This window comes from Microbacterium ulmi (assembly GCF_011759705.1).
In the GTDB taxonomy this organism is placed as follows: Bacteria; Actinomycetota; Actinomycetes; order Actinomycetales; family Microbacteriaceae; genus Microbacterium; species Microbacterium ulmi.
The window spans coordinates 538477-559925 of record NZ_JAAOZF010000002.1; the positions used below are offsets into that span (position 1 = coordinate 538477).

22 protein-coding genes and 2 tRNA genes are annotated in these 21449 nt (G+C 70.6%); 10 read left to right on the top strand and 14 right to left on the bottom strand.

The window, feature by feature from the left end; genetic code table 11:
- Positions 1 to 34: 34 nt before the first annotated feature.
- A complete protein-coding gene (locus FHS08_RS15185) occupies positions 35 to 586 on the bottom strand; it encodes a single-stranded DNA-binding protein (protein ID WP_167041004.1) in 552 nt (183 codons plus the stop codon).
- Between the two features lie 249 nt (positions 587 to 835).
- On the opposite strand from FHS08_RS15185, the gene FHS08_RS15190 reads away from it, so the two are divergent.
- On the top strand, positions 836 to 1096 hold the full coding sequence (locus FHS08_RS15190) for a hypothetical protein (RefSeq protein ID WP_167041006.1): 261 nt from the start codon (positions 836 to 838) through the stop codon (positions 1094 to 1096).
- Positions 1097 to 1112: 16 nt separating this feature from the next.
- Here the strand turns inward: FHS08_RS15190 and yczR are convergent, their stop codons facing one another.
- Positions 1113 to 2537, bottom strand: coding sequence for a MocR-like transcription factor YczR (yczR, locus tag FHS08_RS15195; protein ID WP_167041009.1), 1425 nt, complete (start codon positions 2535 to 2537; stop codon positions 1113 to 1115).
- A gap of 61 nt (positions 2538 to 2598) precedes the next feature.
- Here yczR and yczE point away from each other — a divergent pair, with 61 nt between their 5' ends.
- Positions 2599 to 3321 carry a membrane protein YczE gene (yczE, locus tag FHS08_RS15200; protein WP_243847529.1) on the top strand — a complete coding sequence of 241 codons (723 nt, stop codon included), beginning with the start codon at positions 2599 to 2601 and terminating at the stop codon, positions 3319 to 3321.
- A gap of 1 nt (position 3322) precedes the next feature.
- On the opposite strand, the gene FHS08_RS15205 is transcribed toward yczE, so the two are convergent.
- A complete protein-coding gene (locus FHS08_RS15205) occupies positions 3323 to 3535 on the bottom strand; it encodes a methyltransferase (protein WP_167041011.1) in 213 nt (70 codons plus the stop codon).
- Positions 3536 to 3681: 146 nt separating this feature from the next.
- Between FHS08_RS15205 and FHS08_RS15210 the strand changes: the two genes are divergently transcribed.
- The 6 genes from FHS08_RS15210 (at position 3682) to FHS08_RS15235 (ending at position 5945) form a co-directional block, all read left to right on the top strand.
- Positions 3682 to 3754 (top strand) — tRNA-Arg (locus tag FHS08_RS15210).
- 221 nt (positions 3755 to 3975) lie between these two features.
- Positions 3976 to 4578 (top strand): oligoribonuclease, encoded by a 603-nt coding sequence (orn, locus tag FHS08_RS15215; protein WP_167041014.1) that lies wholly within the window; start codon positions 3976 to 3978, stop codon positions 4576 to 4578.
- Positions 4579 to 4641: 63 nt separating this feature from the next.
- Positions 4642 to 4717: transfer RNA gene (locus FHS08_RS15220), tRNA-His, on the top strand.
- Positions 4718 to 4819: 102 nt separating this feature from the next.
- On the top strand, positions 4820 to 5161 hold the full coding sequence (locus tag FHS08_RS15225) for a metallopeptidase family protein (RefSeq protein ID WP_167041834.1): 342 nt from the start codon (positions 4820 to 4822) through the stop codon (positions 5159 to 5161).
- Complete coding sequence (gene clpS / locus FHS08_RS15230; RefSeq protein ID WP_167041016.1) at positions 5158 to 5460, top strand: ATP-dependent Clp protease adapter ClpS; 303 nt, start codon at positions 5158 to 5160, stop codon at positions 5458 to 5460. Before FHS08_RS15225 ends, clpS begins: the two co-directional genes overlap by 4 nt.
- Positions 5457 to 5945, top strand: a complete 489-nt coding sequence (locus FHS08_RS15235; RefSeq protein WP_167041019.1) for a DUF2017 family protein — start codon at positions 5457 to 5459, stop codon at positions 5943 to 5945. Before clpS ends, FHS08_RS15235 begins: the two co-directional genes overlap by 4 nt.
- A gap of 10 nt (positions 5946 to 5955) precedes the next feature.
- On the opposite strand, the gene FHS08_RS17000 is transcribed toward FHS08_RS15235, so the two are convergent.
- Genes FHS08_RS17000 through gatC form a run of 6 tightly spaced genes read right to left on the bottom strand, consistent with a single transcriptional unit; the run spans position 5956 to position 11498 of the window.
- Complete coding sequence (locus FHS08_RS17000; RefSeq protein ID WP_341800437.1) at positions 5956 to 6546, bottom strand: nucleoside/nucleotide kinase family protein; 591 nt, start codon at positions 6544 to 6546, stop codon at positions 5956 to 5958.
- Positions 6521 to 6841: a hypothetical protein gene (locus FHS08_RS17005; protein WP_243847530.1), complete on the bottom strand. Its 321-nt coding sequence runs from the start codon at positions 6839 to 6841 to the stop codon at positions 6521 to 6523. Before FHS08_RS17005 ends, FHS08_RS17000 begins: the two co-directional genes overlap by 26 nt.
- Positions 6842 to 6886: 45 nt before the next feature.
- Positions 6887 to 8146: a DNA polymerase IV gene (gene dinB, locus FHS08_RS15245; RefSeq protein ID WP_167041024.1), complete on the bottom strand. Its 1260-nt coding sequence runs from the start codon at positions 8144 to 8146 to the stop codon at positions 6887 to 6889.
- A 30-nt stretch (positions 8147 to 8176) separates the two neighbouring features.
- Positions 8177 to 9691, bottom strand: coding sequence for an Asp-tRNA(Asn)/Glu-tRNA(Gln) amidotransferase subunit GatB (gene gatB, locus FHS08_RS15250; RefSeq protein ID WP_167041027.1), 1515 nt, complete (start codon positions 9689 to 9691; stop codon positions 8177 to 8179).
- Entirely contained in the window at positions 9691 to 11202 is a 1512-nt protein-coding gene (gene gatA, locus FHS08_RS15255) for an Asp-tRNA(Asn)/Glu-tRNA(Gln) amidotransferase subunit GatA (protein WP_167041029.1), read from the bottom strand. Before gatA ends, gatB begins: the two co-directional genes overlap by 1 nt.
- A complete protein-coding gene (gene gatC, locus FHS08_RS15260) occupies positions 11199 to 11498 on the bottom strand; it encodes an Asp-tRNA(Asn)/Glu-tRNA(Gln) amidotransferase subunit GatC (RefSeq protein WP_167041032.1) in 300 nt (99 codons plus the stop codon). Before gatC ends, gatA begins: the two co-directional genes overlap by 4 nt.
- A gap of 58 nt (positions 11499 to 11556) precedes the next feature.
- On the opposite strand from gatC, the gene FHS08_RS15265 reads away from it, so the two are divergent.
- A complete protein-coding gene (locus tag FHS08_RS15265) occupies positions 11557 to 13263 on the top strand; it encodes a long-chain-fatty-acid--CoA ligase (protein WP_167041035.1) in 1707 nt (568 codons plus the stop codon).
- Positions 13264 to 13266: 3 nt separating this feature from the next.
- Here FHS08_RS15265 and FHS08_RS15270 read toward each other — a convergent pair whose 3' ends face one another.
- The 5 genes from FHS08_RS15270 to FHS08_RS15290 form a co-directional block, all read right to left on the bottom strand.
- A complete protein-coding gene (locus FHS08_RS15270; RefSeq protein ID WP_167041038.1) occupies positions 13267 to 13581 on the bottom strand; it encodes a YciI family protein in 315 nt (104 codons plus the stop codon).
- 7 nt (positions 13582 to 13588) lie between these two features.
- Positions 13589 to 15901, bottom strand: a complete 2313-nt coding sequence (ligA, locus tag FHS08_RS15275) for an NAD-dependent DNA ligase LigA (protein ID WP_167041041.1) — start codon at positions 15899 to 15901, stop codon at positions 13589 to 13591.
- 9 nt (positions 15902 to 15910) lie between these two features.
- The gene (locus tag FHS08_RS15280) at positions 15911 to 16576 is read right to left on the bottom strand and encodes a hypothetical protein (protein ID WP_167041044.1); all 666 of its coding nucleotides are present in this window, start codon (positions 16574 to 16576) and stop codon (positions 15911 to 15913) included.
- A gap of 126 nt (positions 16577 to 16702) precedes the next feature.
- The gene (mnmA, locus tag FHS08_RS15285) at positions 16703 to 17800 is read right to left on the bottom strand and encodes a tRNA 2-thiouridine(34) synthase MnmA (RefSeq protein WP_167041047.1); all 1098 of its coding nucleotides are present in this window, start codon (positions 17798 to 17800) and stop codon (positions 16703 to 16705) included.
- Positions 17801 to 17910: 110 nt separating this feature from the next.
- Complete coding sequence (locus FHS08_RS15290; protein ID WP_167041050.1) at positions 17911 to 19083, bottom strand: aminotransferase class V-fold PLP-dependent enzyme; 1173 nt, start codon at positions 19081 to 19083, stop codon at positions 17911 to 17913.
- A gap of 179 nt (positions 19084 to 19262) precedes the next feature.
- Between FHS08_RS15290 and glgX the strand changes: the two genes are divergently transcribed.
- A complete protein-coding gene (glgX, locus tag FHS08_RS15295; RefSeq protein WP_167041053.1) occupies positions 19263 to 21350 on the top strand; it encodes a glycogen debranching protein GlgX in 2088 nt (695 codons plus the stop codon).
- The last annotated feature ends 99 nt before the right edge of the window (positions 21351 to 21449 follow it).

Sequence of the window (21449 nt, forward strand, 5' to 3'; positions counted from 1 at the left end):
CCGCCCCTGACCCCCGGCAGGGCCGAGCCCCTGCTCAGAACGGCGAGTCCGCCCCGACCAGCTCGGCGGCGCGCTCACGCTCGACACCGGCTCGACCGTCATCCGCTCCCGGAACGCTCCACTCGCCGTCCCGGGCGGGGGCCGCCGCCCAGGCGTCGGCCTCGGCGGGCGCGGTGGGGCCGCCTGCCCACGACTCCGCCGGAGCCTGCGCAGGAGTGGACGCGGTGCTCGGAGCGTCCTTCTCGAAGGTCGACCGCCCCCACAGCAGGTCGTGTCCGATGGCCTCCGCGTCGATCTCGACAGCCGTTCCGTTCTTTCCGTTGCTCTCCCACTGGCGGACGCGCAGGCGTCCGGTGAGGAGCACGCGGTCGCCCTTCCGCAGCGAGTGGAACGCGTGCTGGGCAAGGCCGCGGTAGGTCGAGACGGTGTACCAGTTCGTGCCGGTCTCCGTCCATCTGCCCGTCGCCTGGTCGAACCGGCGCTGCCCGCTCGCCACTCGGAACGTCGTGATGGGGATCCCCGCCGACGTCCTCTTGTGCTCGGGGTCGGTGGCGATGTTGCCGGTGACGGTGATCGTGTCGCTCATCTCGCATCCTCTCGCTCGTCGCGGGGGACTGTCCTCCCGCGAGCCGCGTCGGTGCCCCCGTGCCCGGCGGGCACCGACGCGATGACCAGGATCCCGTCAGCCGGCCGAACCGACGCGGGCGTTCGCCGCGTCTGGGGACGACCGCGAGCTCGTGCCGCCTGTGGAGGAGCCCCTGTGGCCGGTCTGGCGGGCACGCGCAATGTCGGAGGTCGTACATATCTTCGAATCAGGAGAGAGAGGAAGGTCATCATGCTCACGATCACGTCCACCCCGACATCACCACCGGTGCTGCAACGGCCGAGCCAGGTGCGACTCGTGTCCGCGGCCCCGTCGCTGTGGCGCGTCATCGACGGGAACGGACGCGTGATCGGCCATCTCCAGGTGCTCTCGATCGGCTCGGAGCGTCGGTTCCGCGCGCGCCGTTTCCATGCCGCGACACGGGCGTTCCGCGATCTCGGCGACTTCTGGTCGGCCGACGACGCGGTCGACTGCCTGAGATTCACTCGGTGATCGGCGCGCGAGGGCGTCAGACGACGGACTCCAGCTGGTCGACGGAGGCGATGGGTGCGCCGGCGCGCACGCGCGCCCACGCCTCCGCAAGAAGGTCGACGGCGCGCTCGAGGTCATCCGATGGCGATGTGAACGGCAGCCGCAGGTGACGGTCGTGTCCGCCCTCGACCGAGAAGCGGGGGCCCGCCGACAGCAGCACTCCTCGCGACCGGACGTCCATGACGAGCGCAGCACTGAGCGGCGCGTCGAGCTCGATCCACAGCGAGACACCGCCCTGCGCTCGCGGGACGCGCCACTCGGGAATCCGCTGTCCGAGCGCGGAGATGAGAGAGTCCCTCCCCGCCTTCAGCAGATGCGACCGCTGGGCGACGATCTCGTCGAGCCGCGGCAGAAGCCGCGATGCGACTGCCTGCTCGAACTCGGGAGTTCCCAGATCGTGCGACGACCGGGCCGCGACCAGGCGGCGGACGAGATCGCCCTCGGCGCGGATCCAGCCGACCCGCAGGCCTCCCCACACGGTCTTGCCGAGCGATCCCACGCGGACGACCGTCGCGGGGTCGCCGCCCGCGAAGCCAGGTGCCACAGGTCCTCGATCGATGTCGAGGTCCGCTGTCGTCTCATCGAGCACGAGGATCGTCCCCGCCCGTTCGGCCGCCCTGTGGATCGCAGCACGTTCGTCGGCCGACATCGATCCGCCCGTGGGGTTCTGGAAGTCGGGCATGAGGTAGGCGAGCACGGGGAGAGTCCGCGAAAGAGCCTGCTCCGCGCGCTCGATGTCCCAGCCGTCATCGATCGTCACGGGCACACCGACCAGCCGCGCACCAGCGCGCCGCAGCGCGTCGGCCGCGTGAGGGTAGGTGGGCGTCTCGATGAGGACGCGGTCCCCCCGTCCGAGCAGCACGGCCGAGAGCAGGTGGATCGCCGACTGCGCTCCCGTCGTCACGAGGATCTCGGCCGCTGTCGTCGGGATGCCTCGTCTCGTGTACAGGGCCGCGATCGCCTCGCGCAGGTCCGGGCGCCCCAGCACGTCGTACCCCGAGCGAGCGACGAGGGCGGCGGATGAGGTCGCGACATCCGCCATCACTCCGGCAAGACCGGGCCAGGCGGGAGGACTCGCCTGCTGAAGATCGATCGCGCCGGCCCCCGAGATCACCCGCCCGGGATCGCGACGGCGCAGCGGAAGCGTCACGCTGCCCGAGCCTCGGAGGCTCGCGATGTGGCCCGTGTCGCGCAGGCTCCGGTAGGCCGCCGCCACGGTGCTGCGACTCAGGTGGAGCATCGCGGCGAGCTCGCGTTCCGCGGGAAGCGCGGTTCGCGGTGCCAGCCGATTGTCGAGGCAGAGGAGTCGGATTCCGTCGGCCAGAGCCTCGTAGGCGGGCTCGCGCGTCCGCCAGCCGCCGAGCGCCGCCGTGAGTGCACGAGCCGAGACACGAGAATCCATGGAGCCAGAATACTCAGATTGGACTGAACGGCTCGATCCAATTGTGCGGTTGGATGTCGACATGACTCGACGCGTCCTGCAACTTCTTGTCGGTCTCGTCCTCTACGGGACCGGCTGCGCGCTCACGATCGAGGCGGGACTGGGCGTCGACCCGTGGACGGTGCTCGCTCAAGGTCTCGCCATCCACACCGCCATAGGCATCGGCTGGGTGACGAACATCCTGGGATTCGTCGTTCTCCTCCTGTGGATTCCGCTTCACCAGCGACCGGGCATCGGCACGATCGCCAACATCCTGCTCGTGGGCACGAGCATGCAGGGGGCGCTCGCGGTCATTCCTCCCGTGTCTGGGATCGTCGCGCAGGTGGCGGTGCTGGTCGCAGGGATCGTGGTCGTGGCGATCGCGTCCGGCCTGTACATCGGCGCGCACTTCGGGCCCGGACCCCGCGACGGCCTCATGACCGGCATGCACTCGCGCCTCGGCTGGCCCATCTGGGCGTGCCGAGCACTCGTCGAGGTGAGCGTGCTCGCTGTCGGCTGGATCCTCGGCGGAACGGTCGGCATCGGCACCGTGCTGTTCGCTGCCCTCATCGGACCGCTCGTGCACGTGGCACTGCCCCTGCTCGACGTCTCGAGCCCGCACGACGGCGCGGCGCGTCCGCACGGCGGAGCGAACAGACACGGCGGTCGACGGCGCGGCGAGACGAGTCGTCCGCGTGGCGGAACGCACGCGCGCCGTGACGGCGCGACGGCCGCGACCGACGAGACCGCCGCCGCGGCATCCTGAATCAGTGCTCGCGGAACTCGGGCCAATCCGAGCCGGGCTTGAGCCGCGAGTAGAGGGCGTTCTTCGCGACCTCCATCGACGGGTAGACACCGAGGCTCGTGTCGGCCCCGGCCATCCGGACGGCGTACCCCTCGTCCTCGGTCTTCTCGATCGTGCCAAGCGCCCCTGCGTGGCCGTACGCGACCCAGAGGCGGCGTGAAGTCGTTTCCGTCATTTCGACACTCCTTTCGGGATTCGCCTGGTGACTGCACCCGACGCTACGCCCGGTCCAGGGCGTCCGCCAGGGTCGCACGCTGTGTGACGCTCGTCGTGGAGGAGATCCACAGGGTCGCCGGCGGACCGGTAATCTGGACTGACCTTCCCTCCGTAGCTCAGGGGACAGAGCGAGCGGTTTCTACCCGCAAGGTCGGGGGTTCGAATCCTCCCGGAGGGGCTCTGTGATGAGTCGTGACATAGGTCTCACCTGAGTCACGACACAGGAGATATGAGGAGAAGGAGCCCGGCAATCGACCGGGCTCCTTCTGTGTGTCGCGCCAGCAGCGACGGTCGGGTCGATGGTGTTGGTCGCGATGTCGCGACTCGCCAGCGACCCATCGGAGGGGCTCGGCGGCCGATTCAGGTCGTCGCGTCGTATGCCGTCGTTAGGATGGGGCCATGGTGGGCGCCTCCGAAAACGACCGGCTCGTCTGGATCGACTGCGAGATGACGGGCCTCGATCTGGATTCGGACGAGCTCGTCGAGATCGCGATCGTCGTCACGGACTTCGAGCTGCGACCTCTCGATCCAGGATTTCAGATCGTGATCAAGCCCGACGAGTCGGCGCTCGCCCACATGAGCGAGTTCGTCCGTGACATGCACTCGAAGTCCGGTCTGCTCGACGAGATTCCGCAGGGTGTCAGCGCGGCCGAAGCCGAGTTCCTCGCGCTCGAGTACATCCAGCGGTTCGTGCCCCGCGAAGGCAAGGCACCTCTCGCGGGCAACACCATCGGCACGGATCGCATGTTCCTCGCGAAGTACATGCCCCGCATCGACCGCTGGCTGCACTATCGCAACGTCGACGTGTCGAGCATCAAAGAGCTCTCGCGGCGGTGGTATCCCCGTGCATACATCCACGCTCCTGCAAAGGGCGGCGGGCACCGCGCCCTCGCCGACATTCTCGAGTCGATCCGGGAGCTCGCCTATTACCGTCAGGCGGTCTTCGTTCCGCAGCCCGGTCCCACGAGCGACGGCGCGAGAGCGGCCGCGGCATCCGTCTAGTGTCATCAGCGGTCCCGGAGATATGAGAGAATCAATGGGTTGCCCGCTCGCGCGGGAGACATGGTGGGTATAGCTCAGTTGGTAGAGCACCTGGTTGTGGTCCAGGGGGTCGCGGGTTCAAGTCCCGTTACTCACCCCAAGAGAGCGACGCCGAGAATGCCACGCGTTCTCGAGCCGAGCGAACGAGGGTCGCGCGCACGCAGTGCGAAGCGCCCCGGTTAGGTTGGCGGTCGTGCTCGAGATGGATGCCGCCGCGTTCGAGGAGCTCGTCGTCGACGAGCTCGACCTTCTCCCGGACGACATGGTCGAGGGGCTCGACAACGTCGTCTTCGTCGTGGAGGACCGCCCGGAGGACGGCAGCCCCGACCTCTTCGGGCTGTACGAGGGCTGGGCGATCACCGAACGCGACCGCTACGGCGCAGGAGAGCTCCCGGATCGGATCATCGTGTACCGCGAACCGCATCTGGCCGCGTGCGACACCGAGGGTGCGCTGCGCGACGAGATCCATACGACCCTCGTGCACGAGATCGCCCACTTCTACGGGATCGACGACGAGCGCCTCCACGAGCTGGGGTGGGCATGACTGCCGGCATCGCGACGCCGCGGCTCGAGGACGATCTCGGCATCGACGAGTCCGTCGAGGGCGCGCCGCCCTGGCAGACCGTCGTGTGGGACGACCCCGTCAACCTCATGAGCTATGTGACCCACGTCTTCCGCGAGTACTTCGGGCTGCCCAAGCCGATTGCCGAGCGGCTCATGCTGGCGGTCCACAACGAGGGCCACGCCGTCGTGGCGGAGGGTCCTCGCGAGCAGATGGAGCTGCACACCCGGGCCATGCACGAATACGGGCTGTGGGCCACCGTCCGGAAGGCACCGCAATGACCGACCGCACCGTCGTCGTCGAGCTCGCCCGTATCGAGGCGGCTCACCTCTCCGCGCTCGTGTCGCAGTTCTCCGAGCTCCTCGACGAGACCGAGGACGCCTCCGACGACAGCGCCGTCGCCCGCCTCGTGCCCGACGCCTACGTCGACGACGCCGAGGCGTCCCGCGAGTTCCGCGACCTCACTCAGGACGACCTTCTCGCGCGCCGCCAGGAGGACGCTGCGGCGGTGCTTGTGTCGCTTCACGACGCCGCCCTCCTTCCCGAAGACTCCGATGACGCCGCCCTCACCGAGAACGTCGCCGTGGTCCTCGCTCCGGATGCCGTGCACGCGTGGCTGCGCACCCTCGCAGCCGTTCGCCTCGTCCTCGCGACGCGGCTCGGCATCGAGGACGCCGACGACCACGACGACGAGGACCCCCGCTTCGGGATCTACGAATGGCTCGGCTATCGCCTGGACGGCCTCGTCAGGGCGATCGAAGGGTGATCCGCGGGCGTCACGGGATCGGCACGACGACCGTCGCATGTGCGACCGGGTCGTCTCGGCGCACGTGGTCGTCCTCCTGCGAGGCCCAGCGCGTCCAGTGCGGCCGATACGTCTCGCCGTCCCGATCGAGCGCCCGACGTCGCCGCGACTCGCTGGGCGACTCGAGCCATACCCGCACGTCGCTGAGGCGTGCCGTGACGGGCGTGATGATGCCGGATCCCTCGACGATGAGCGGCAGCGACGGATCGACGGCGTGCGCCTCGGCGTGGGCGGAGGCATCCCAGTCCCATCGCTGCCATACGCCCACGAACCCGCGCGCGTGCTGATTGAGGATGAGCTCCCGCGCCGACTCGACGCCCTCGGCGAGCCCGTCCCAGCCGGGATAGAGCGAGTCGAGCGCGACCAGCTGCACGCGTCCTCGGAGCGGCCACGCGGCGACGAGACGACGTGCGAGGCTCGACTTGCCGGCGCCGCTGCGTCCGTCGATCAGGACCACGGGGTTCGACGCGCCGACGGCCTTGACCGCAGCGACGACCCGCACCGTCGCGACATCGATCGCCGCAGCGAACGGGTCGCTACTTCTTGAGGGCGCGGATGACACGGCTGAGCGCGCTGCCCGCGACCCACACGAACGGAACGGCGACAGCCAGGAGCGAGACGATGTTGGGCTCGAAGCGCAGATCGTCACCCTTGCGGATGTAGGCGCCGACCGGAACGGCCCATCCGCCGCCTCCGCCGCCGCCGTTCCCCTCGTCGTCGGAGCCGCCGCCGAAGCCATGCCCGGCGATCGCGACGGGAACGAGGCGGACGCCGTCGACGTCCTGCTGTTCGCCGTAGACGGACGTGACTCCGATAGAGGCCGTCTGCTGCGCGAGCTCGATTGCGATGTTGGGCATGGTCCCACGGTACTCGGCGTGCGACCGCCTGCCCAGGGCGGATGGTCAGTCGATGCGGGGAGGGCGGGGATTCGACGGGAGCGTCCGCCCGCCGCGCATGCCGCCCAGGAGCGTCGCACGCGTCACGGCGCCTCTCCCGAAGCGGGCGGCGGCGTCGTCGAGCGCGCCCTCCAGGCGTCGCCACTCCTCGTCGTCGTCCCACAGCGAGGGGGGTGCGACGCCGGCGGGCCGGAGCTTCTCGGCGCGCACACCCACGAGCCGCACGGGAAGACGACGGTCGATCGAGGCGAACAGGTCGTGCGCGGCATCCCCTATCCGCTGTCCGACGGCCGTCGGCTCGGACAGCGTCTGCGATCGATTGACCGTGGAGAAGTCCGCGAACCTCACCTTGATCGCAATGGTCGCCGCCTCCCAGCCGTTCGCGCGCAGCCTCGCGCCGACACGGTCTGCGAGCCGCCGCAGCTCCGACCGCAGGATCGCGGTGTCGTCGATGTCGACGTCGAACGTCTCTTCGTGACCGACGCTCTTCTCGACCCGCTCCGTGTCGACCTCGCGGGGGTCGACTCCGCGTGCGAGATGCCAGATGCGATCGCCCGTCGCCGCACCGAGCGCGCGATCGAGCACGGAGCGCGGCGCTTCCAGCACGTCGGCGACGGTCCGGATGCCGCGGCCCTCGAGCGCCTCGGCGGCCTTCGGACCGACCCCCCACAGCGCGCGCACGGGGCGCGCGGCGAGAAAGGCGGCGGTGTCGGCCTCCGCGACGATGAGCAGTCCGTCGGGCTTGCTGATGGTCGACGCCATCTTCGCGACGTGCTTGGTCGCCGCGACGCCGACCGAGCAGGTGAGCCCCGTCTCGTCGAGCACACGGGCGCGCAGCATCCGCGCGATCTCGCCTGGGCTCCCCCACAGCCGCCGCGCGCCGCGCACGTCGAGGAACGCCTCATCGATCGAGAGCGGCTCGACGAGCGGCGTGAACTCCCGGAAGATGCGCATGACCTCCGCCGACAGCGCCAGATACCGCTCGAAGTGCGGCATGACGACGATCGCGGTCGGACAGAGCCGAAGCGCCTGTCCGACCGGCATGGCCGAGCGCACGCCGAACCGACGCGCCTCGTACGAGGCGCTCGAGACGACGCCGCGCCCTTCTGGGGCCCCGACGATGATCGGCTTGCCCTTCAGCGTCCGGTCGTCGAGGATCTCGACGGCCGCGTAGAACGCATCCATGTCGACGTGCAGGATGCCGGTGCCGGCGTCGTCCGCGTCAGGAGGCGAGACGAGCCGGCCCGTACCGTCGCCACGTCCCATGAGTCGATTGTCCCAGGGACCGCCGACACGCTACTGCGCGGCGCGCTCCAGCACGAGCTCGCGGACACGGGCCGCGTCGGCCTGCCCCCGCATCGCCTTCATGACGGCGCCGATGACGGCACCCGCGGCCTGCACCTTTCCGTCGCGGATCTTCGCGAGCACGTCGGGCTGCGCCGCGAGGGCCTCGTCGATCGCGGCGATGAGCGCGCCGTCGTCCGAGACCACCGCAAGCCCGCGAGCGTCGACGATCTGCTGAGGCGTGCCCTCCCCCGCGACCATGCCTTCGAGCACCTGCCGCGCGAGCTTGTCGGTGAGCGTGCCGGCATCGACGAGCCTCTGCAGCTCCGCGACGGCGGCGGGCTCGACGAGCTCGGCGGGCTCCTTGCCCTCGACCTTCGCGATGCGCGTCAGCTCGCCCGTCCACCACTTGCGAGCGGATGCCGGTGAGGCGCCCGCTGCGACGGTCGCTTCGATCTCGGGGAGGATCCCGCTGTTGGCGGCATCCTGGAACTCGAGGTCGGTGAAGCCCCACTCGGTCTTCAGCCGGCGCCGGCGCACGGCGGGCGGCTCGGGCAGCGCCGATCGCAGCTCTTCGATCAGCTCGACCGAGGGGGCGACCGGCAGCAGGTCGGGCTCCGGGAAGTAGCGGTAGTCGTCCGCGTCCGACTTCGGGCGGCCCGGCGAGGTGGTTCCGGTGTCCTCGTGCCAGTGGCGCGTCTCCTGCGTGATCGTGCCGCCCGCAGCGAGGATCGCGGCCTGACGCTGGATCTCGTAACGCACAGCGCGCTCGACGGAGCGCATCGAGTTGACGTTCTTCGTCTCGGTGCGGGTGCCGAGCTTCTCCTGGCCGCGTGGGCGAAGCGACACGTTCGCGTCGCAGCGGAGGTTGCCGCGCTCCATGCGGGCCTCGGAGATGCCCAGCGACAGCACGATGTCGCGGATCGTCTGGACGTACGCCTTCGCGATCTCGGGCGCACGGTGCTCCGCGCCGAAGATGGGCTTCGTGACGATCTCGACGAGCGGAACGCCTGCACGGTTGTAGTCGACGAGGGAGTACTCGGCGCCCTGGATGCGGCCGGTCGCGCCTCCGACGTGCGACAGCTTTCCGGCATCCTCTTCCATGTGCGCGCGCTCGATCGGCACGGTGACGATCGTGCCGTCGGCGAGCTCGACGTCGACCGAGCCCTCGAACGCGATCGGCTCGTCGTACTGCGAGATCTGGTAGTTCTTGCCGAGGTCGGGATAGAAGTAGTTCTTCCGCGCGAACCGGGACGGCGACGCGATCGAGCAGCCGAGCGCCAGGCCCAGGCTGATCGAGTACCGGACGGCGGTCTCGTTGACGACGGGCAGCGATCCGGGGAGCCCCAGGTCGACGGGCGCGATCAGCGTGTTGGGCGCTGCGTCGTGGTTCTCCGAGTTGGCGGGGTTCGCCGCCGCAGAGAACATCTTCGTCTTCGTGTTGAGCTCGACGTGCACTTCGAAGCCGAGCACGGGCTCGAACAGCTCGAGCGCCGCGTCGAAGTCCATCAGGGTGTCCTTGGCCATCAGAGAGCCCCTCCCAGCATGGGCGCGCGATCGAGCAGCGGTGCGCCCCACGAGTCGACGAGGACGGCCTCCAGCGCCGCGCCGACGCGGTAGAGACGTGCGTCCTCGCGGGCCGGGGCGAGGAACTGGATGCCGACCGGCAGTCCGTCCTCCTCTGCGAGACCCGAAGGGATCGAGATCCCCGGGACGCCGGCGAGGTTCGCGGGGATCGTCGTGACGTCGTTGAGGTACATCTGCAGCGGGTCGTCGATCTTCTCGCCGAGCCTGAACGCCGTCGTGGGCGCCGAAGGCGTCGCGATGACGTCGACCTGCGCGAACGCTGTGTCGAAGTCGCGCTGGATGAGCGTGCGCACCTTCTGCGCGGAGCCGTAATACGCGTCGTAGTAGCCGGCCGAGAGGGCGTACGTGCCGAGGATGATGCGCCGCTTCACCTCGTCGCCGAAGCCCGCGTCGCGCGTCGCGGCCATGACGTCCTCGACTGTGCCGCCGGGCACGTCGACGCGCAGGCCGAAGCGGACGGAATCGAACTTGGCGAGATTGCTGGATGCCTCGGCCGGAAGGATCAGATAGTACGCGGCGACGCCGTACTCGAAGTGGGGCGCGCTGATCTCCACGAGCTCGGCGCCGTGCGCCTCCATCGCTGCGAGTGCGCCGCGGAAGGATGCCGAGACCCCAGCCTGGAAGCCGCTGTCGGGCAGCTCCTTGATGACGCCGACCTTGAGTCCCTTGAGGACGTCGCCACGGGCCCCTTCGCGTGCCGCGGCCGCGAACGAGGGCCAGGCCTCGGCGAGCGACGTCGAGTCGTGGGGGTCGTGGCCCCCGATGACGTCGTGGAGGAGACCCGCGTCGAGCACGGTGCGCGTCACGGGGCCGACCTGGTCGAGCGACGAGGCCAGGGCGATCGCGCCGTAGCGGCTCACGCCGCCGTACGTCGGCTTGAGGCCGACGGTGCCGGTGACGTGCGCGGGCTGGCGGATCGAGCCGCCCGTGTCGGAGCCGAGCGCGAGGGGAGCCTCGAAGGCCGCGACGGCGGCCGCGGAGCCGCCGCCGGAGCCGCCGGGGATCCGGTCGAGGTCCCACGGGTTGTGGGTCGCACCGTAGGCGGAGTGCTCCGTGGACGAGCCCATCGCGAACTCGTCCATGTTCGTCTTGCCCAGGGGGACGAGTCCGGCGGCGCGCGAGCGCGCGACGACGGTCGCATCGACGGGCGAAAGGTATCCCTCCAGGATCTTCGAGCCGCTCGTCGAGGGCATGTCCGTCGTGACCAGCACGTCCTTGATCGCGAGCGGGACGCCCGCGACGGGCCCGAGCCGATCGCCCGCTCCACGCCGGCGGTCGATGTCGGCCGCGACCTCGAGAGCGTGGTCGCTCACGTGGAGGAAGGCTCGGATGTCGCCGTCCACGGCGGCGATCCGGTCGAGGTGCGCGCGCGTCGCCTCGACGCTCGAGATCTCGCGGCTCGCGAGCCTGTCGGCAAGATCGGCGGCCGACAGACGGGTCAGGTCGGTCACTGCTCCTCCCCCAGGATCGCCGTCACGCGGAAACGCCCGTCCGCGGCATCCGGAGCATTCCGAAGGGCCTGTTCGAGAGTCAGCATGTCGCCGACCTCGTCGGCGCGGAAGACGTTCTCAAGCGGGATCGGGTGACTCGTCGCGGGGATGTCGGGGGTGGCCACCTGGGAGACCTTCGCGATGTTGTCGACGATGACGTCGAGCTGACCCGTGAGTCGCTCGACCTCCGCATCGCTCAGCTGGATCCGGGCGAGCACGCCGAGGTGGCGCACGAGATCTGGGGTGATTTCAGACACCGCACCAGTCTAGTTGGGCCGCCTGTGCCGCCCCTTCGCCCCGGCGTAGGCTGGACGCGTGACGACGTTCGACCCGCCTCGCCCTTGGACCGCCAGCTACGCCGAGGGGGTCCCTGCCGAGTTGGGGCCCGTCTCCGGATCGCTCGTCGACATCGTCGAGGCGTCCGCTCGCGACTACCCGGAGGCCCCCGCGCTGCAGTTCTTCGGCCGCGAGACGCCGTATCACGCGCTCCTCGACTCGATCGAGCGCGCCGCCGCGGGCCTCAAGGCTCTCGGCGTGCGTTCGGGCGACCCCGTCGCGATCGTGCTGCCGAACTGCCCGCAGCACATCGTCGCCTTCTACGCGATCCTGCGACTGGGCGCCATCGTGGTCGAGCACAACCCGCTCTACACGCCACGGGAGCTGCGCAAGCAGTTCGAGGACCACGGCGCGAAGCACGCGATCGTCTGGAGCAAGGTCGTGGGCTCGGTGCAGGAGTTCCCGGCCGACCTCACCGTGCCGCACGTCATCTCGGTCGACGTCACGAAGGCGATGCCGTTCGGCATGCGAGTCGCTCTGCGGCTTCCGATCGCGAAGGCTCGCGACGCCCGCCGCTCGCTCACGGAGCGCGTCTCGGGCACGATCGCGTGGGAGACGCTGGTCGCGGCCGAGCCGCTGCCCGCGTCGCACCCGAAGCCCGCGACCGACGATCTCGCGATCATCCAGTACACGAGCGGGACGACGGGCACGCCGAAGGGAGCCGCCCTCACGCATCGGAACCTGCTCTCGAACGCGAAGCAGGCGCAGGCGTGGGTGCCGTCGATCCATCGCGGCGAAGGGTGCGTCGTGTACGCGGTGCTCCCCATGTTCCACGCATACGGGCTCACGCTGTGCCTCACCTTCGCGATGTCGATGGGCGCTCGGCTCGTGCTGTTCCCCCGCTTCGACCCCGACATGGTGCTCGAGGTCGCCAAGAAGCACCCGGCGACCTTCCTTCCGCTCGTCCCACCGATCGCCGACCGGCTGCTGAAGGCCGCGAAGGAGAAGGGCGTCTCGCTGCAGGGCACCAGCATCGCGATCTCGGGCGCGATGGCACTCCCCCACGAGCTCGTCGTGCCGTTCGAGGCGGCGACGGGCGGCTATCTCGTGGAAGGCTACGGCCTGTCCGAGTGCTCACCCGTCCTGATGGCCAACCCCGTCGCGGCCCATCGCGTCCCGGGTACCGTCGGACTTCCGCTGCCGGACACGGAGTGCCGCGTCGTCGACCCTGACGAGCCGACCCGCGACGTGCCGGCAGGCGAGCGGGGCGAGCTCGTCGTACGCGGGCCGCAGGTGTTCCAGGGCTACTACGGCAAGCCCGAGGAGACCGAGCGCGTCTTCGTCGACGGCTGGTTCCGCACGGGCGACATCGTGCAGATCGACGACGCGGGCTTCGTCCGGATCGTCGACCGCATCAAGGAGCTCATCATCACAGGAGGCTTCAACGTCGCCCCGACCGAGGTCGAGAACGCGCTGCGACAGCATCCTCAGGTCGACGACGCGGCCGTCGTCGGGCTTCCGAACGAGCGCTCCGGCGAAGAGGTCGTCGCGGCCGTCGTCCTCTCGCCCGGCGCCGGCGACCCCGACATCGAGGGGATCCGCGAGTTCGCACGCAGCATCCTGACGCCGTACAAGGTGCCTCGACGCGTCTTCATCGTCGACGAGCTTCCCAAGTCGCTCATCGGCAAGGTCCTGCGCCGCCAGGTGCGCGAGTCGCTGCTCAACCTGACGGGCGCCGCGCAGTAGCGCTCACGAGAGCGAGTCGCGCGCGACGGCGACGCTGTACGGGTGCAGGGTCGCGAGGAAGAGTCCGCCCGCGATCGCCGGGTCGGCATCCATGAGCGCCCTCGCGACGGGCTCGTCGGGCGCATCGAAGATCGCGATGCCGACCGGGTCGTCCTCTTGCGTGCGGCCCGCGAGCACCAGGATGCCGCGCTCCTTCAGCTCGACGAGGTACGCGAAGTGCGCCTGAGCGAGAGCGACCTCCTCGGGAGTCGGATCTGCCGGCATCCCGGGGCGCGCCGGCACGATGCGGTAGATCCACTGCCTCGTCGTGTCGCCCATGCCCTGATCATCCCGCATCGGGGGCGAGTGCGTCGAGTGCGCTCGGTCCCTGCTCGACCAGGATCCTGAACTGCGCTGCGTCGATGATGCGCACTCCGAGCTCCTCGGCCTTCGCGAGCTTGGAGCCTGCGCCCGGGCCGGCGGCGACGAAGTCGGTCTTCTTCGAGACGCTCGACGCCGCCTTGCCGCCGGCCTTGATGATCGCCTCCTGCGCTCCCTCGCGGCTGAACCCCTCGAGCGAGCCCGTCGCGACGACCGTGATCCCCTCGAGGACGCCGCCCTCGGCGACCGACGCGCCGGGACCGGGATGCCCGGGCGTGGCCAGCCGGGCGCCGGCGGCCTCCCACCGCTCGACGATCTCGCGGTGCCAGTCGACCTCGAACCAGTCGAGCAGGGAGTCCGCGATGATGCCGCCCACGCCCTCGACCGACGCGAGGTCGTCGCGGGACGCTGCGCGGATCGCCGAGACGGACCCGAACCACTGCGCGAGGGCGCGCGCGGCGACCGGTCCGACGTGGCGGATGTTCAGCGCGACGAGGAAGCGCCAGAGCTCCTTCGTCTTGGCCGCCTCGAGGTTCGCCAGCAGCTCGGTCGCCACGGCGGACAGGATGAAGTCGTCGTCGCCGTCGAAGGGGCCGTCGGGGTCGTGCCGCGGGTCGGGTCGGGATGCCGTCGCCTCGCGCCCGGGAAGCGGTGCCTTGCGCTGGCGCCGGAACGGCGAGCGGGTGTCTGGCGTGCCGTCGTCGAGCAGCCGCGGAAGGCCCGTCTCGGCATCCCGCACGACGACGTCGATGCCGAAGAGGTCTTGCGCCCGCAGATCGAACAGGCCGGCCTCCGTCACGAGGGGCGGTGTCTCGGGACGGACGGGCTGCGTGAGCGCCGCGGCCGACACCTCGCCGAGCCCCTCGATGTCGAGCGCGCCGCGTGATCCGATGTGCTCGACGCGCCCGCGCACCTGCGCGGGGCACGACCGCGCATTGGGGCAGCGCAGATCGATGTCGCCCTCCTTCGCGGGTGCGAGCCGCGATCCGCACTCGGGGCACAGCTCAGGCATGACGAACTCGCGCTCGGTGCCGTCGCGCAGCTCGACGACGGGCCCGAGCACCTCGGGGATGACGTCGCCCGCCTTGCGCAGCACGACGGTGTCGCCGATGAGCACGCCCTTCGCTTTGACGACGTCCTGGTTGTGCAGCGTCGCCTGGCGCACGACCGAGCCCGCGACGCGCGCCGGCTCCATCACCGCGAACGGCGTCGCCCGGCCTGTGCGGCCGACCGACACGACGATGTCGAGCAGCTTCGTGTTGACCTGCTCGGGGGGGTACTTGTACGCGATCGCCCACCGTGGTGCTCGGCTCGTCGCGCCGAGCTCGTCGTGCAGAGCGAGCTCGTCGACCTTGACGACGATGCCGTCGATCTCGTGCTCGACGGCATGCCGGTGCTCGCCGTAGTGCCGGATGAAGTCGTCGGCGCCCTGCGCCGACTCGGCGACGCGGAAGTACGGGCTGGTCGGCAGCCCCCACGATCGCAGGAGCCCGTACACCTCGCTCTGTGTCGCGACGGGCGGGTTGGGCCACGCGCCGATGCCGTGCACCGTGAGCCGAAGCCGTGACAGCCGCTCGTGCACGGCCTGCAGCTGCCTCTCGTTCTTGCCCTCGGTCTTCTGGCGGAGCGAGCCGGATGCCGCGTTCCGCGGATTCGCGAAGAGCCTGTCTCCCATCGCCTCCTGGTACGCGTTGAGCGACTCGAAGTCGGCCACCGTGAAGAAGACCTCTCCACGCACCTCGACGAGGTCGGGATGCCCCTCTCCCTCGAGCACGTGCGGGATGCCGCGGATGCGCCGGACGTTGTCGGTGACGTCTTCGCCGACGCGGCCGTCGCCACGTGTCGCGGCACTCGTGAGGCGTCCGTGCTCGTACCGCAGCGACAGCGCAAGGCCGTCGATCTTCAGCTCGCAGAGATAGTGCACAGGGCGGCCGGCGTCGCGCTCTACCCTCGCGGCCCACGCGAGGAACTCCTCGTCGCTGAACACGTTGTCGAGGCTCAGCATGCGCTCGGCGTGCTCGACCGGCGCGAAAAGCGAGCTCTCGGCGGCGCCGACGGTCAGCGTCGGCGAGTCCTGCCCCTGCAGCTCGGGGTGCAGTCGCTCGATGGCCTCGAGCCGGTGCATCCACTCGTCGTACGTCGCGTCGTCGACGATGAGCGTGTCGCGACCGTAGTAGGCGTCGCGCGCCTCGAGGATCTGCTCGGTCAGGCTCTGCGCCTGTGCGCGCGCCTCGTCGAGCGTCAGATCGGGAAGTTCGTGGGCCTCGGCATCCGTCACCCCGCCAGTCTAGGAGGGGGGCTGGACATCGCCCGCTGTCCCGTCGGGCGCTCCGAGCGAGGCGATCACCCGTTGGACGACGCGCTCGTGCCACGGGCTGTAGGGGGCTCCGATGTCGACGACGGCGACCGACTGCCCCTTCAGCATCACCGGGCGATCCAGCTGCACGAGATAGGTGGCGATCCGCAGGGCGTCGAGATCCTGCACGATCCGCACGACGTCACGGCCGCCGAGTCGAACGGTCCGCGTCTCGACGACCGATTCGGGATCCGCTGCCGCGAGGATCTGATCGGCGTGGTCGCGAGGAGTCCCGCCTCCGGCGCGGGCGCGGACGAAGAACTGCACGAGGAGGTCTCCGCCCTCCGGCACGACCGAGGTGCTGCATCCTCGCGACTCGTCGACGACCTGCCACGTCGCGCCGACGTCGGGAAGCGAGTAGGTGAAGCAGGCGCCGCGCACCACACCGCTCTCGATCGACACGGGCTCCCGGCCCGTGACCTCGATCACGCGATCGGCGGCGCTTCCGGAGGCGGCGTTCGACACCCCGGCCGTCGCGCAGACGGCGAGGCACAGGGCCGCTCCCGTGACGACGGCCGCCAGCCGTGATCGTCGGCGATGCGCGGGTGCGGGCTCGGCGTCCGTGCTGCGGCGTGCTCGGGGGTCGATCGTGGTCATGGCTCTCGGCCTCCTTGTGAGTGGGGTCGAGCCAACGTAGACCGGCAGATCGATCGGCTGCGGAGCCGACCCCAGCGGCTGTGCAGCCGCCGCTGCGATGCCGTCCTTGTGGAGGAGGCGAGCAGATCAGGCGCCGACCGGCACCGCCGAGACCGTGCGATCGATCGTGAACTGCCCGATGACCCGCGTGCCGTCGTACAGCACGGCCGTCTGACCAGGCGCCACACCGTCGAACGGCTCGACGGGAGTGACGGTCAGGAGCCCGTCGGCGAGCACCGCGCGGGCCGGCACGGGCTCGGCGTGCGCGCGGATCTGCACGTCGCAGTCGAACGCGTCGGCGGCCTCGGGGCGGCCCGCCCACGAGAACCGCTCGCCCGCGATCTCGGCCGTCGCGAGGGCCTCCTTCGGGCCGACGACCACGGTGTTCGAGACGGGGCGCACCTCGAGCACGAAGCGGGGCCTGCCGTCGGGCGCGGGCACTCCGAGCTGAAGTCCGCGCCGCTGACCGACCGTGAACGCGTGCGCGCCGTCGTGGCCGCCGACGATGGCACCCGAGCGGTCGAGGATGTCGCCGCGCGCCGCGCCGACACGGTCGGCGAGCCAGCCGCGCGTGTCGCCGTCGGGGATGAAGCAGATGTCGTGGCTGTCGGGCTTGTGCGCGACCGTGAGCCCGCGCGCCTCGGCCTCCGCGCGGACGACGGCCTTCGACGGCGTCGACCCGAGCGGGAAGTACGTGTGCGCGAGCTGCTCGGCGGTGAGCACGCCGAGCACGTAGGACTGGTCCTTCGCGGCATCCGACGCGCGGTGCAGCTCTCGCCCGCGCGGGCCGTCGACGAGCGTCGCATAGTGTCCCGTGCACACGGCGTCGAACCCGAGCTCGATCGCCCGCTCGAGGAGCGCGGCGAACTTGATCCTCTCGTTGCAGCGCATGCAGGGGTTGGGCGTGCGGCCCGCGCGGTACTCGGCGACGAAGTCCTCGATGACGTCGTCGCGGAAGCGCTCCGAGAAGTCCCACACATAGAAGGGGATGCCGAGCCTGTCCGCCGCGCGGCGCGCGTCCATCGCATCCTCGATCGTGCAGCAACCGCGGCTGCCCGTGCGCAGCGTGCCGCCCGCGCGGGAGAGCGCGAGGTGCACGCCGACGACCTCGTGCCCCGCCTCGACGGCCCTCGCGGCCGCCACGGCGGAGTCGACACCGCCGCTCATGGCCGCCAGGATCCGCATGGGTCCAGTCTACGAGCGGGGTCTGGGAGCGCGCTCCGCCCGACCCCGCGCGACAGCTGTCACCGTCCGCGGGTCGATCGCGAGGCGCCCGCCGGGGACCGTGGGTGCGCTCACGCCAGCGCGGACGCGGCGCGTGCCCGCTCGACCGCCGCAGGCATCGCCGCGAGCAGGGCGTCGACGTCGGCCTCCGTCGACGTGCGGCCCAGCGTGATCCTGAGCACCTGGCGGGCCTCGGCATCCGTCCGCCCCAGCGCCAGCACGACGTGCGACGGCTCGGGGACGCCCGCCTGGCATGCCGATCCCGTCGAGACGGCGATGCCCGCCTGATCGAGGAGGAAGAGCAGCGTCTCGCCCGCCGCACGGGGGAAGAGGACATGCGCGTTGCCCGGGATCCGGTCGACGGGGTCGCCCAGCAGCTCCGTCTCGGGGATCGAGGACAGGATGCCGCGCACGAGCTGTTCGCGCAGCGCCGTGAGCCGTGCCCGCTCGAGCTCCAGCTCGGCGACCGCGAGCTCGGCGGCGGCGGCGAACGCGGCGGCGCCTGCGACGTCCTGCGTGCCGGAGCGCAGGCCGCGCTGCTGTCCTCCGCCATGCATGAGCGCGGACAGGCGAGCGTGCCGCGAGACCACGAGCGCCCCGACCCCGACCGGTCCGCCGATCTTGTGGGCCGACACGGCGAGCGCGGCCAGGCCGGCCGCGCCCACGGACGCGCCGCGCAGCTGCCGGAACGACACCGGAACGTGCCCGAACGCCGCGACGGCATCCAGGTGGAGTGCGACGCCGGCGGCGGTCGCGTGGTCCGCGAGCGCTCGCGCATCGTTGATCGTCCCGACCTCGTTGTTCGCGATCAGCGCGGTCGCGAGAGCGGCGCCGGGGAGAGCCGCCGCGAACGCCTCCGACGGGATCCGGCCGACGGCATCCAGTCCGACCGGCACGATCCGCGCTCCCTCGTGCGAGCGCAGCCATTCGACGGCGTCGAGCGTCGCGTGGTGTTCGCCGTCCGGCAGGATCACGGCATCCCGCCCCTCCTCGCGGGCCCACCACAGCCCTTTCAGCGCGAGGTTCGCCGATTCCGTCCCGCCCGACGTGAGCACGATCTCGATCGGATCGCAGTCGAGCACGGCGGCGAGCCGTTCGCGCGCGTCTTCCAGGACCCGTCGCGACCGCTGGCCGGATCCGTGGATCGACGACGCGTTGCCGACGACCTCGGATGCCGCGAGCCATGCCTCACGCGCCTCGGGGCGCAACGGCGTCGAGGCCGCATGATCGAGGTACACCGTCACCCCTCCACTGTCCCACGCCGGTGCGCGGGTGGGCCGAGGCGGGCCCGGATCGCGCGTTCCAGCGGCGCGGCCGGGGCGCGTCCCGCGTCGGACGCGCGGCTCGCGCGCACCCCGCAGGCGCCGTGCGGGCCCGCGGCGACGTAACATCTCCGACGCACGGCGTCACTACTGTAGAGCGCATGACCCGCCCGCAGTCCACGGCCACGGTGGCGACGACTCCCGGCCTGCTCAGCTCAGACCTCGACTCGATGGGAGTGACGCTCCATCCCGACGGCGGGACTCTTCGCGTGTGGGCCGGTCGCGCCGCGTCCGTCGAGCTCGTCGTGTTCGACGACACCGACCTGGACTGGATCGTCGACACGGTCGCGCTCGAGCCCGCGGCCGGCGGCGTCTGGACCGTCACGACTCCGCTGCTCCGGCCCGGCACGCGCTACGCCGTGCGTGCGGACGGCCCGCACGGCGCGGGCAACACCTTCAACCCCGGCACCCTCCTGCTCGAGCCGTACTCGCGTGGACTCGTCGCCCAGCGCTTCGAGGACTGGCGCTCCGTCGTCGTGGAGGGCTCGTTCGATTGGGGGGGCGTCACGAAGCCGGATGTGCCGCTGGACAGGGTCGTGATCTACGAGGGCCATCTCAAGGGCCTCTCCAAGCGGCATCCCGCAGTGCCGCCCGCGCTGCACGGGACGTACGCGGGGCTCGCGCACCCCGCCATGATCGAGCACTTCCTCTCCCTCGGCATCACGAGCATCGAGCTGCTCCCCGTGCACCAGTTCTCGTCCGAGCTCCGGCTGCTCCAGCACGGGCTCTCGAACTACTGGGGATACAACACCCTCAACTTCTTCACGCCCCACGCCGCCTACGCGACGGACGCGAGCCGCATGGCCGGCCCCGAGGCGATCCTCCGCGAGTTCAAGGGGATGGTGAGGCTCCTCCACGAGGCCGGGCTCGAGGTCATCCTCGACGTCGTCTACAACCACACGTCCGAGGAGGCGCTGGGCGGCCCCCGCACGAGCCTGCGCGGTCTCGACAACCGCGCCTACTACCGTCAGCACGACGACGGCGCATACATCGACGTCACGGGGTGCGGCAACTCGGTCGACACGTCGACGGATGCCGCGGCCCGCCTCGTGCTCGACTCGCTTCGGTACTGGGCCGACGACGTGCAGGTCGACGGCTTCCGCTTCGACCTCGCCACGACCCTCGGTCGCGATGGGAACCACGACTTCTCGCCGGATCATCCTCTGCTGCAGGCGATCCTGAACGATCCCGCGCTCGCCGGCGTCAAGAAGATCGCCGAGCCGTGGGACGTCGGGATGGGAGGCTGGCAGACGGGCAACTTCGGACCCGGCTGGCACGAGTGGAACGACCGGTACCGCGACCGCGTCCGCAACTTCTGGCTCAGCGACGTCGACTACGCGCGTCGCGCGTCGACCGCGCCGGTCGGCGTCGGCGGCTTCGCGACGCGGCTCGCCGGCTCCTCGAACACGTTCAGCGACGAGCGCGGCCCGCTCGCGAGCATCAACTTCGTGACCGCGCACGACGGCTTCACGCTGCGCGACCTCGTCTCGTACGACGTCAAGCACAACATGGGCAACGGCGAGCAGAACCGCGACGGCGCCGACACCAATCGCTCCTTCAATCACGGCGCGGAGGGGCCCACCGACGACACGACGATCCTCGCGACCCGCCGCAAGGCGATGCGCAATCTCCTCGGCACGCTGCTGCTGTCGGCCGGCATCCCGATGCTGACCGCGGGCGATGAGTACGGCCGCACGCAGCGGGGCAACAACAACGCCTATTGCCACGACTCGCCTCTCACGTGGATCTCGTGGGAGCATGCGCCCTGGCAGGAGGACCTGTTCGCGCACGTCCAGCGGCTCCTGCAGCTGCGCCGGGAGAATCCCGCGCTGCGTCCCAAGCGGTTCGCGCACGACAAGAAGGTCGTGCCGAGCGCATCCGTCATCGACTGGTACGACGAGCACGGCGAGACGATGTCGATCGAGCGCTGGACCAACCCCGCGCACCGGACGCTCCAGTACGACGCCGCGTCGACGCCCGAGCAGGAGGCGCCCAACAGGATCCTCCTCATCATCCACGGCAACGAGCGGCCCATCGATGTGACGCTCCCCGTCATCGACGGGATCACCCGCTATGTCGCGCTCTGGTCGAGCGCCGACGAGCGGCCCAGCGACGAGCACGCCGTCTACGAGCCCGGCGACGTGCTCCCGATCGTCGCGACGTCGATGCACCTGTTCCGGATGGAGTGAGCGCTTGAGCAGTTCCCGGCGATGCCGATCCCTGACATCCCTTCCGAGCGCAAGGTAGGTTCGAACCGTGGTCACGACGTCGCGCACCGCGCGCTCCGG

Coding starts and splice junctions, on each gene's coding strand:
- FHS08_RS15225 (WP_167041834.1), top strand. CDS start 4,820: ATGGATGCCGCCGCGTTCGAGGAGCTCGTCGTCGACGAGCTCGACCTT.
- dinB (WP_167041024.1), bottom strand. CDS start 8,146: ATGGGACGTGGCGACGGTACGGGCCGGCTCGTCTCGCCTCCTGACGCG.
- FHS08_RS15280 (WP_167041044.1), bottom strand. CDS start 16,576: ATGACCACGATCGACCCCCGAGCACGCCGCAGCACGGACGCCGAGCCC.
- FHS08_RS17005 (WP_243847530.1), bottom strand. CDS start 6,841: ATGCCCAACATCGCAATCGAGCTCGCGCAGCAGACGGCCTCTATCGGA.
- FHS08_RS15190 (WP_167041006.1), top strand. CDS start 836: ATGCTCACGATCACGTCCACCCCGACATCACCACCGGTGCTGCAACGG.
- FHS08_RS15235 (WP_167041019.1), top strand. CDS start 5,457: ATGACCGACCGCACCGTCGTCGTCGAGCTCGCCCGTATCGAGGCGGCT.
- orn (WP_167041014.1), top strand. CDS start 3,976: ATGGTGGGCGCCTCCGAAAACGACCGGCTCGTCTGGATCGACTGCGAG.
- glgX (WP_167041053.1), top strand. CDS start 19,263: ATGACCCGCCCGCAGTCCACGGCCACGGTGGCGACGACTCCCGGCCTG.
- FHS08_RS15270 (WP_167041038.1), bottom strand. CDS start 13,581: ATGGGCGACACGACGAGGCAGTGGATCTACCGCATCGTGCCGGCGCGC.
- FHS08_RS15185 (WP_167041004.1), bottom strand. CDS start 586: ATGAGCGACACGATCACCGTCACCGGCAACATCGCCACCGACCCCGAG.
- yczR (WP_167041009.1), bottom strand. CDS start 2,537: ATGGATTCTCGTGTCTCGGCTCGTGCACTCACGGCGGCGCTCGGCGGC.
- mnmA (WP_167041047.1), bottom strand. CDS start 17,800: ATGCGGATCCTGGCGGCCATGAGCGGCGGTGTCGACTCCGCCGTGGCG.
- yczE (WP_243847529.1), top strand. CDS start 2,599: ATGACTCGACGCGTCCTGCAACTTCTTGTCGGTCTCGTCCTCTACGGG.
- FHS08_RS15205 (WP_167041011.1), bottom strand. CDS start 3,535: ATGACGGAAACGACTTCACGCCGCCTCTGGGTCGCGTACGGCCACGCA.
- clpS (WP_167041016.1), top strand. CDS start 5,158: ATGACTGCCGGCATCGCGACGCCGCGGCTCGAGGACGATCTCGGCATC.
- gatB (WP_167041027.1), bottom strand. CDS start 9,691: ATGGCCAAGGACACCCTGATGGACTTCGACGCGGCGCTCGAGCTGTTC.